The following is a 9,270-nucleotide window of genomic DNA, read 5'->3' on the forward strand; positions in this document are numbered from 1 at the left end:
GTACTTCACCGTTGCGTTCTCGACTCATCATCGTCAGTCTACCAGCTGCCGCTGCATAGCATAGCGCATGATCTCGGCGTTATTCCGCAAGTTCATTTTTTCGAGGATGCGAGCCCGATACGTACTCACTGTCTTGACACTCAGGGAAAGCTGTTCAGCAATTTCAGACACGGTCCGCCCTGAGGCAAGGAGAGAAAACACTTCGTATTCACGGTCCGACAACCGTTCATGACTGTTCACCGGGCTTGCCGTAACCAAATCCTCGGCAAGTCTTTCAGCCAGCGAGAGGGTCAGGTATCGTCCGCCCGTCGACACTTTGCGTAGAGCAGTCAGCAACTCTTCTGGCGAACTCTCTTTCGTCAAGTAGCCTGACGCACCTGCTCTCAATGCTCGCACGGCAAACTGCTCTTCAGGATGCATACTCAGCATGAGCACTGACAACGTGGGCCGTTCTTTCTTAATCTCTTTCAAGACGTGCAGGCCGTTCCCATCCGGCATGCTGACATCGAGAATGACGACATCACATTCAGAGATGCGCAGCAAATCGATTGTTTGTTTGGCACTCTGCGCTTCGCCAACCACCTGCATATCGACTTCGTCGGCAACAGTCTGTTTGATCCCCCGCCGGATCATGGCGTGATCATCTGCTACGAAGATTTTGATCATAGGCGTTTCCCAATCTCTCAGCGCTGTCTGCGCGACATTCGACAGTCGCTGAAGTCGTAACAAGCTATTCAATTCTTCAAGCACCCCGGCAGCTATTTTCTCAACTGCAAAAACCAGGGGCGGCGTTCCATACAAGCATTGACATCTTCGAGCGCTTCACCTGTCCTGGAGCCTGCTCTTCACTCAAGATACATTTCCACCGTACCCCTACCAATCAACTCGGCGATCGCCTCATCGGAATAGTGGAGAATACCTTTGAGCACCTCTTCATAGTGTTCACCCAAGAGCGGCGCGGTAGACACTTGACCCGGAGTTTTGCCAAGCTGCGCCATCAGTCCATCATAGGGCGAACGTCCCATCACTTTGTGTTCACACCAGGCGAAAAATTCGCGATGCGCGAGCTGCGGATCGTCAAATAAGTCAGATTGTTTCGCGACCATCCCAGCAGCGACACCGGCAGCTTGTAGCAGAGACTCCAGAAGAGCGGCATCTTGAGTTTTGGTCCAGGTTTCAATCAGACGATCGAGTTCGGCCTCATTGGCTTGTCGCCCAACTGCTGTGGTGAATTTCTCTGCCTGGGCCCAGGCGGGATCCCCCATGACTCGGACGAGGGACTGCCATTCATCATCGCTAAAGACAGCGATAGCCAGCCAGCGCTCGTCACCAGTGCAGGGATACACCGCGTGCGGACAACCACGGTCATCATGATTACCATTGCGGGTGACCACCCGGCCATTCACGACGTAGTCGAGCACTGCCACCGGCACATGATTCACGCCGGTCTCAAACTGAGACAGATCGATCCATTGTCCTTTGCCCGTCCGTTGTCGATAGTCAAGCGAAGCCGCAACCAGCGCGGCGCCGACACCAGGAGTGAGCATGTCAGTGTATGCACCATACACCATCGCTGGGCCACGATCGGCCCAGCCGGTAATCTCATAGTAACCCGCGAGCGATGCAGCCATGTTCCCGTAGCCCGCATACATCGAGTACGGGCCAGTCTGCCCAAGCTGGCATGTCGACACCATGATCAGGTCAGGTCGCGTTTGCGATAGGTCTTCGTAGTGCAATCCCCACGCGCGCATTTGCTTGGGAGTGAACCCTTCAACGATGACATCGGCCCATTCCAGGCAGAGACGTTTAGCAATCGCGCGGGCATCGGCGTGCGCCATATTCAACCCAAGGCTCATTTTGCCAGCGTTGAAGGTGGCAAAGAACTGACTGTTATTGAGGCCAGGTTTGGCATTTTTATACGGCGGCGCCATACGCAAGCCATCGAATCGTGTCAACGACTCGATACGAATCACCGTCGCGCCATTATCACCGAGATAACGAGCTGTGATCGGGCCAACACCTATCCAGCCAAAATCGAGAACTTTGAGTCCATCGAACGGTCGCGACATAAACGCCTCACAAGGAAAAGGTAAAAGTTAAAAATGGAAGGGAATTTCGTTTTGTCAATGCTTCACGCTTCACCCGTAATGCTTACCCAATGTCAAACAACACCCGCCTGCCGCCATTCGCGTATCTGTTCGGCAGCATATCCCAGCCGTCCGTAGATTTCGCCATTGTGTTCCCCAATGCCTGGCGCACGAAACCGCGGCCCGGCTTGCGCGTTGGTCATCAACGCCCAATGGCCAGGGTACGTAATCTCGGTGTTGAGATCTTCGTGCCACAGTTTGTGAAAAAACCCACGCGCGTTGGGTTGTGGGTGCTCAACCAAATCTTTGACATTGTTGACTGGTGCCGCAAGAATCTTCTCGTTGCACGCGCGTTCGAAGATTTCCCATTTCGATTTGGTGGCAAGAAATTTGGCCAAGGTCTCGTTCAGATCGTCCATCTCTTTTTGTGCCACCGGATCAGTCGCAAGCTTGGCGAGGTCCCACTCTTCCCACTTCTTCCCCCGCATCACATCAGGAAGTTTACCCTCACTTTCCATCCACCGTCCCATCGCATAGAGCGTCGGCGCACCCATGTGACCGCCCATGGTCAGAAACGTCACGTAACCATCGGCACACGAGAGAATCGCCCGCGCATTACCAAAGCCTGCATTATAGCGGTCCCCGGCTCGTTTCTGGTCGGTTCCGTGGTGTTTGGGAAATGACGAGGCGTTCATCATTTGCCACACGCCGACCGGTTGCAGCGCAACATCAACGTGTTGCCCTTCGCCCGTACGATTGCGATGAAATAGCGCAAACAAGGAAGCATTCGCAGCTTCGACGCCACCTTTGGTAGCAATCATCGGGACACTGATACGCACGGGTGCACGGTCTGGGTCGCCGAGCAGATATTGCATCCCACTCCGCGCCTGGAGCGTCAGATCCGTACCTTTCCAGTCACGGCGCGGGCCAGTTTGGCCAAACGGCGTAATCGAGGTAAAAATCAGATCAGGCTTGATCGCCGAGAGTGCTGAGTACCCGACCCCTAGAGCGTCCAGATACCCAGGGGCAAACGATTCAACCACAATGTCTGCCTGGCGAACCAGTTCCTTCAGCAGCTTCTGCCCGTCAGTTTGTGAGATGTCGAGGGTAATACCCTTCTTACTAGTGTTAAAGGCAAACCAAAATAAGCTTTTCTCCGGATGCCGCTGGTCCTTATAGAAAGGCCCGATTGCACGTGCCGGATGTCCACCGGGAGGCTCGACAACAATCACCTCGGCACCTAAATCGCCGAGGAGCTTCCCGCACATCAGACCGTTCTCGCCAGTGAGGTCGAGGACACGATACGGCGTTAGCAGGTAATCTTTTTGAGTCACGCTGGTCATGTGTACCTCTGTTCGCACTTCCGCTGCATCATTAACCGGCCATGGTCAATCCACCACTTACAGAGAGGACTTGTCCAGTAATGAAATCAGCATCAGGCGATGCGAAGAACGCGACCGCAGCCGCAATTTCTTCTGGTTGGCCGAGGCGACGGAATGGCACCGCTTTGGTCATCGCATCAATGATGCGTGCACCTTTACTCCCGCCTGTGATCTGCTTGAGGAGCGGTGTTTCTGTCGGTCCCGGGCAAACAACGTTGACGTTGATCTTTGCACGCGCCAGTTCACGGGCGAGGGTTTTCGAGAACCCGACCACACCCGCTTTACAGGCAGAGTACACAGCCTCGCCAGTGGACCCCACCCGACCAGCGTCAGAACTTATAGTGATAATTTTTCCGCTCCCGCGCTGCAACATTTGCGGAACAACAGTGTGGCAAAAACTGATGGGGCCTTTGAGGTTGATCGCAATCACCTTCTCCCAGGTTTCTGGTTGACTCTCGATGAAGGGTTCGATTTTGTCCCAGCCAGCGTTGTTCACCAGAATATCGACCTGGCTCCAGGCATCGGTCACTGCCAGCACGGCGTCTTGCACCTGCTCAAGCTGAGTGACATCACATCGTACGGCCATGGCTTGCCCACCGCTAGCCTTGATTTCATTGGCCGTTTGTTGTGCTTCTGTTTCGAGAATATCGACAACAGCAACTTTGGCCCCTTCGGCTGCGAGCCGCACGCAAATAGCATGGCCGATACCGCGGCTCCCTCCAGTGACGAGTGCGATCTTATCTTTGAGACGCATGATCCCCTCCGTTTGAATGGAAAAGAGAGGGTATAATACCGTAAGGACTCTAGGGTCAGCAACGAGAGGGGGACAGGAGAGCTTTTAGGGGTAGGCTTTTAGGCTGAGAAAAGACGAGACGTCATTCCCGCGAATGCGGGAATCCAGGGGGAATACGCAATCGTTCAGGGGTGAAGCTCCTGGATGCCCGCCTGCGCGGGCCTGACGAACACGCGGCTCCTCAGGACGGGAAATCCGCGCCAATTGAGGCTTGGATAAAAAACCTACCCTTATGAGGGACAGGAGAGGGTATCTATGCAGGCAGGGAAGCTTTGCGGGACAGCCAACTCAAAACCCATACTTTAGTCGCAACATGAACGTCCGCCCGTCCTGACGAATCGTATCTTGCGCGTGTTCCTCAGAGCCAGGATCGCCGTAGCCTGCATCGAAGAGGTTATACACACTTGCCGATACTTCAGCTCCTGGAAACACATTGCGGCTAAACAGCGTGACGTTGGTAACGACGTAGTCCCCGGCGTTTCTGCCCGATAGAGTCACGCGGTTACTGAGATAGCGGGTCTCTATCCCAGCAAACAATCTATCCATGAGTAGCGGCACGATGAGATTCCACTTTGCCATGTGTTGTGGCGAGTTCGTGAGTGGTCGCCTGGTTTGGTGATTGGTGGTCTTTTGCAAGGCGTAACTGAGCCGCCCCACCATCCCTGAGGACCAATGACCGTCAAGCGTCAATTCTATGCCCTTTGCCTCGACGGAGTCGGTATTGGTAAACACCAGTCATCCATCAGCAGGATCTTCTGCTTGATTCAGTAGACCATCGATCGTGTAATAATATCCGGCAAGAGATGCCCTGAGGTTCTTGCCCAACGATCGCTCGACAATCGCCTCGTAGGTCGTAATCTTCTCAGGGTTGAGGTTGAAGTTCGCCTTCAATGCGGTTCCGGTATAGAACTGCTCATAGGCGTTGGGAGCGCGGAATGCGGTTCCGTAGATCAACTTAAACGTGGTATGCCAACGGTTGTAAATCAGCGCGACGCGCGGGCTGAGCGTCCCGCCGAACGAGTCATAATAATCATATCGTACGCTACCGTTGAGAATAAGATCTTCACGGATGGTAAATTCATCTTGCAAAAAGAGTGCCCAGTTGCGTGAGCCAATGTTTTTTCTCAAATACGAGACGAATGGTTGTCGATCGATATTCGTCAGTTCGCGGCGAAAATCATGACGATATTCTGCACCGACAGTGACACGATGTTTCTCCCACAGTCGTTTCGTCAACCGAACGTCGCCGCCCCACCACTCGCCAACATGGTGGTCTTGGTTCAAGACAAACACGGGGTCAGCCGTGTCTGAATAGTCGAAAAAGAAATTGCCTCGATAATAATAGCGATCGTAATAGAGACGGGTGACGAGTTCCCAGCCTTTGGCAATTTCTTTTTCGTACTTGAGATCAATGTACCCGCGCTCGTCGTAGTCGCTCGTTCGTCTGCTCGGGAATACCGTTCCGAAATGGGCGGTGGGCGCAACTTTCTCGCGCCCACTATATCCACCCACGAGCGTCAGATCACGATAGGTGATCTTGGTGAACAGATTGTAAGATTGGTCGCCATCAGCGCGACGCGTAACTCCGTTATTCGTGGCGGGATCGTTATATTCCTTGTAGAAAAGGCGTTCGTGCCCACGGCTATCATAGAATGCGCCTGACATGAGCACTTCGAGGTCGCTTGAGAGTCGTTTACCGTAGGTCACCCGCCCCTTATACGAATGATACCCGCCAATCTCGGTTGAGAGTTCAGTACCGTTGAGGTCACGCCCACGCTTCATGATGACGTTGATGACTCCGAAGAACGCATTGGTCCCATAGAGAGAGGAACTCGGTCCACGGACAATTTCCACACGATCGATCAAATCGACGTCGACAGGTGATTCCGTACCAATACCTGCTTGATCGTAGAGATTGTCGTTGAGGCGGTGCCCATCAACCAGCAACAGCACGCGCGAGTTATAATCCCCCGGACGGTTAAAGCCACGGACGCCGACGTAGCTGTAACTCCGATCGTTGGTGACATAAACCCCGTTCACACTGTGAAGAATATCAGCCAACGTACGGTAGCCGTATTTCTTGATTTCGTCGGCAGTGATGATGGTCACCGAAGCCGGAGCTTCTGTCACTTTCTGTACATACTGTGAGGCACCAAACACCTTGAGACTTGACAATTCGCCAAGATCAAGATCGAGAGAGTCTTGTACTTGCGCTGTCCCGGCTTTATCTTCTGCCAGCGCGGTGGACTCCGCACGCCCGGCGGGCGCGAACAGGACAAGAGCGGCGAGGACGAGGCCAGTTCCTACTCCCCAACGACCCTGCCTGAACACACTTCCACATCGGGAGTTTGAAGGGACAGATACATCCCTATATCCATGCGAATCAACCTGCGTTTTCGTGACCATGAGGTTTCCCCACTGTGAGCCTATCGGACCATTTCAAAAAGGTGCCAACTCCTTCTAGAACCTATCGGGAGAATCTCGCTCCGCTTTAGGCTGAGTACCTATACGTTCGTAAGGGGTATAAGCCCAGCATGTAGGAGCACGCTACTTGACAGTCGCGGTCAGATCAGGGGAAATGCGCTCGATGCAAATCGTCGCGGATCTCCACATTCACTCACGTTTCAGCGCAGCGTGTAGTCAAGAGATGGAAGTAAGTCGTCTCGCCTGGTGGGCGAAGCGCAAAGGCATTACCCTGCTTGGTACTGGCGACTTTACCCATCCAATCTATCTTGCTTCACTCAGACAACAACTTGAGCCCGCAGAAGAGGGATTGTTTCGACTCCGTGAAGGTGAACGTGACGTCCGCTTCATGCTGACTGTGGAGATCACCAATATTTTTCGCCATGAAGGTCGAGGACGAAAAACTCACACGCTCATTTTTGCCCCCAGTTTTGCCGTTGTGGATCGCCTCAATACCCGACTCGCAACCCACGGTAATTTAGCCCTGGATGGGAGGCCAACACTCAAGTGCACGGCGAGAGAACTACTCGTGATCGCAAAAGAGGTCGACCCCGCCTGCGAAGTGATTCCCGCCCATGTGTGGACCCCGTGGTTTTCGGTGCTGGGAGTATCGTCGGGATTTCAGTCACTAGAGGAATGTTACGGTGCGGATGTCCGCCATATTCGTGCGGTAGAAACGGGGCTTTCCTCTGACCCAGCAATGAACTGGCGAGTGTCGTTTCTTGATCACGTTGCTTTGATCTCTAACTCAGATGCGCATTCACCGCGGAAACTTGCACGAGAAGCGAATATCTTGAATTGTGCTCTTCGCTACACTGACGTTTGTGAAGCGCTCACGAGTCGTGATCCGCAACAGTTTCTCCATACGCTTGAGTTTTTCCCCCAAGAAGGCAAGTATCATCTTGACGGTCATCGGCCATGTCAGGTGTGTCTGGCACCACACGAAACAAGAGCAGCGTCAGGGCGCTGTCCACGTTGCGGTAAGAAAATCACAGTGGGGGTCCTCCACCGCATCGAAGCGCTGGCCGATCGCGACGTGGGCTATGCTCCAGCGCTGCCGATTCCGTCACGCTACCTCCTGCCACTCGAAGAAATCATCGCAGCTGCCGTCGGACAACGGACCAATACCAAGAAGGTGAACGTTGAGTATGATCGTCTGCTCGATCGCTATGGCTCAGAATTACGCATCTTGCTTGATCTTGACGAGAAAGAATTCGCCGACGGCACGCCTCCACGCATTGTCGCGGGCATCATGAAAGTGCGTCGCGGTGAAGTCCAGATTACTCCTGGGTACGATGGAGAATATGGCAAGATTGCGCTGTTTTAGCGTCAGCGTTCAGCTTTGCCGCCTGGTCGCACGCTGACATGCGCCGCGGAGAGAAAATCCACGACTTGCGCCTCTGTGAGTTGCCCTCGACGTTGATACCGTTTGATAATTGCCGTAACCGCTCCAGGGTCACGGTATTGCTCGTTTCCTCGTCGTAGTCGCTTCGCCAACAGTCGATAAGCCTGGACACACTCAACCCCAAGCATCAGTACGGCTTGGGTGCGCATATTCTGGATGGGAAAACAGCGATAAATGGCGGGGCGTTGGCACAGACCACAGGTAGCAGTTGGATCATACGTCGGACACAGCGCAACGACGGGGTCCCCAGGTTTGGCAAATTTCTGCAAGGCAATCGTGCACCGCTTGGCATACCCGGGAGAGAGTGGACGAGAAAGCATAGAGGTTTCCTAAATCAGTTGTGGAGTAGATAAGCGCCGTTCATGCTTCGGCAGGCTCAGCAGGAACGGGGACAGTAGCACGACGCTGAACCGTTCACCCTGAATTTGTCGAAGGATGGTCAGTGCCTCGTCGGTCTTCATCTGGCATAGGATACCTTAGAGTGATGCAGCCACTCTACCCTCTTCTTTTGAGTTGTGGGAGAGGGCGTCACTGCTCCGTATGATTCTTCCGGAGCCGATGCGGGGGGGCAGCCCGCAATCGGTTCCGGTTGGGCACTGCGCGCCGTGGCCCAACTCTAGAAACGTCTTGACAAGATGTGAGAGCGCCAGTCTCAAGGAATAATCGGCAAGCAATGCTCGTGTTCGAGGAGAAAGCCCACTGCCCTCTCCTTCTTTCGTGGATTTTCCACGCTGGGCATTCGCTACTTGCTACGCCACCTTTTTCGTATTGTGCGGCGGGAGTGGTTCAGCGTTTCCCTTCTCACTCGGCATCTGACGCGTGGGCTGTAGTACGTTCCGTACGAGAGGCTGCGACTCCCAGGCTTCAAGTCCTAATAGTGTTTCGAGTTCGAACCGAGCCGTCGACGGCTCTTGCCGGCAGCAGTGAATTTTGTGATCCAAGAGTTCATCAATTAACCGAAACGGGACATTCATCGCTCGACCGTGACGCAATCCGAGCCGGTAAGCATATCCCCAAATCCCAAGAGCGACGAGAACACTGATGCTTAGGCGGTGGCAGGAAACAACTTACCGCAATAGTGATTGACCGGAGTGGAGAGCCTCTGCACAAGAGCAGGGATGAGAGACGAGACCATTGTGT

At 53.9% G+C, this 9,270-nt stretch carries 8 protein-coding genes; 1 reads left to right on the top strand and 7 read right to left on the bottom strand.

The window, feature by feature from the left end:
* Positions 1–33: 33 nt before the first annotated feature.
* The 6 genes from FJ147_06015 to FJ147_06040 form a co-directional block, all read right to left on the bottom strand.
* Positions 34–666 (bottom strand): response regulator transcription factor, encoded by a 633-nt coding sequence (locus tag FJ147_06015; GenBank protein ID MBM4255438.1) that lies wholly within the window; start codon positions 664–666, stop codon positions 34–36.
* A gap of 179 nt (positions 667–845) precedes the next feature.
* The gene (locus tag FJ147_06020; GenBank protein ID MBM4255439.1) at positions 846–2,069 is read right to left on the bottom strand and encodes a CoA transferase; all 1,224 of its coding nucleotides are present in this window, start codon (positions 2,067–2,069) and stop codon (positions 846–848) included.
* Positions 2,070–2,161: 92 nt separating this feature from the next.
* Positions 2,162–3,430: a CoA transferase gene (locus tag FJ147_06025; protein ID MBM4255440.1), complete on the bottom strand. Its 1,269-nt coding sequence runs from the start codon at positions 3,428–3,430 to the stop codon at positions 2,162–2,164.
* 31 nt (positions 3,431–3,461) lie between these two features.
* Complete coding sequence (locus tag FJ147_06030; protein MBM4255441.1) at positions 3,462–4,223, bottom strand: glucose 1-dehydrogenase; 762 nt, start codon at positions 4,221–4,223, stop codon at positions 3,462–3,464.
* Between the two features lie 327 nt (positions 4,224–4,550).
* The gene (locus FJ147_06035; GenBank protein MBM4255442.1) at positions 4,551–4,997 is read right to left on the bottom strand and encodes a TonB-dependent receptor; all 447 of its coding nucleotides are present in this window, start codon (positions 4,995–4,997) and stop codon (positions 4,551–4,553) included.
* Positions 4,998–6,668, bottom strand: a complete 1,671-nt coding sequence (locus FJ147_06040) for a TonB-dependent receptor (GenBank protein ID MBM4255443.1) — start codon at positions 6,666–6,668, stop codon at positions 4,998–5,000. It lies immediately after the preceding gene.
* Positions 6,669–6,849: 181 nt separating this feature from the next.
* On the opposite strand from FJ147_06040, the gene FJ147_06045 reads away from it, so the two are divergent.
* Positions 6,850–8,052 carry a DNA helicase UvrD gene (locus FJ147_06045; protein MBM4255444.1) on the top strand — a complete coding sequence of 401 codons (1,203 nt, stop codon included), beginning with the start codon at positions 6,850–6,852 and terminating at the stop codon, positions 8,050–8,052.
* Between the two features lie 2 nt (positions 8,053–8,054).
* Here the strand turns inward: FJ147_06045 and FJ147_06050 are convergent, their stop codons facing one another.
* Entirely contained in the window at positions 8,055–8,450 is a 396-nt protein-coding gene (locus tag FJ147_06050) for a hypothetical protein (protein MBM4255445.1), read from the bottom strand.
* Positions 8,451–9,270 lie beyond the last annotated feature (820 nt).

The organism is Deltaproteobacteria bacterium (assembly GCA_016874775.1).
GTDB lineage: Bacteria > Desulfobacterota > Binatia > Bin18 > Bin18 > VGTJ01.

Excerpts from the sequence above, each read along its gene's own strand:
- FJ147_06015 (MBM4255438.1), bottom strand. The coding sequence starts at position 666 with ATGATCAAAATCTTCGTAGCAGATGATCACGCCATGATCCGGCGGGGG.
- FJ147_06020 (MBM4255439.1), bottom strand. The coding sequence starts at position 2,069 with ATGTCGCGACCGTTCGATGGACTCAAAGTTCTCGATTTTGGCTGGATA.
- FJ147_06025 (MBM4255440.1), bottom strand. The coding sequence starts at position 3,430 with ATGACCAGCGTGACTCAAAAAGATTACCTGCTAACGCCGTATCGTGTC.
- FJ147_06030 (MBM4255441.1), bottom strand. The coding sequence starts at position 4,223 with ATGCGTCTCAAAGATAAGATCGCACTCGTCACTGGAGGGAGCCGCGGT.
- FJ147_06040 (MBM4255443.1), bottom strand. The coding sequence starts at position 6,668 with ATGGTCACGAAAACGCAGGTTGATTCGCATGGATATAGGGATGTATCT.
- FJ147_06045 (MBM4255444.1), top strand. The coding sequence starts at position 6,850 with ATGCAAATCGTCGCGGATCTCCACATTCACTCACGTTTCAGCGCAGCG.
- FJ147_06050 (MBM4255445.1), bottom strand. The coding sequence starts at position 8,450 with ATGCTTTCTCGTCCACTCTCTCCCGGGTATGCCAAGCGGTGCACGATT.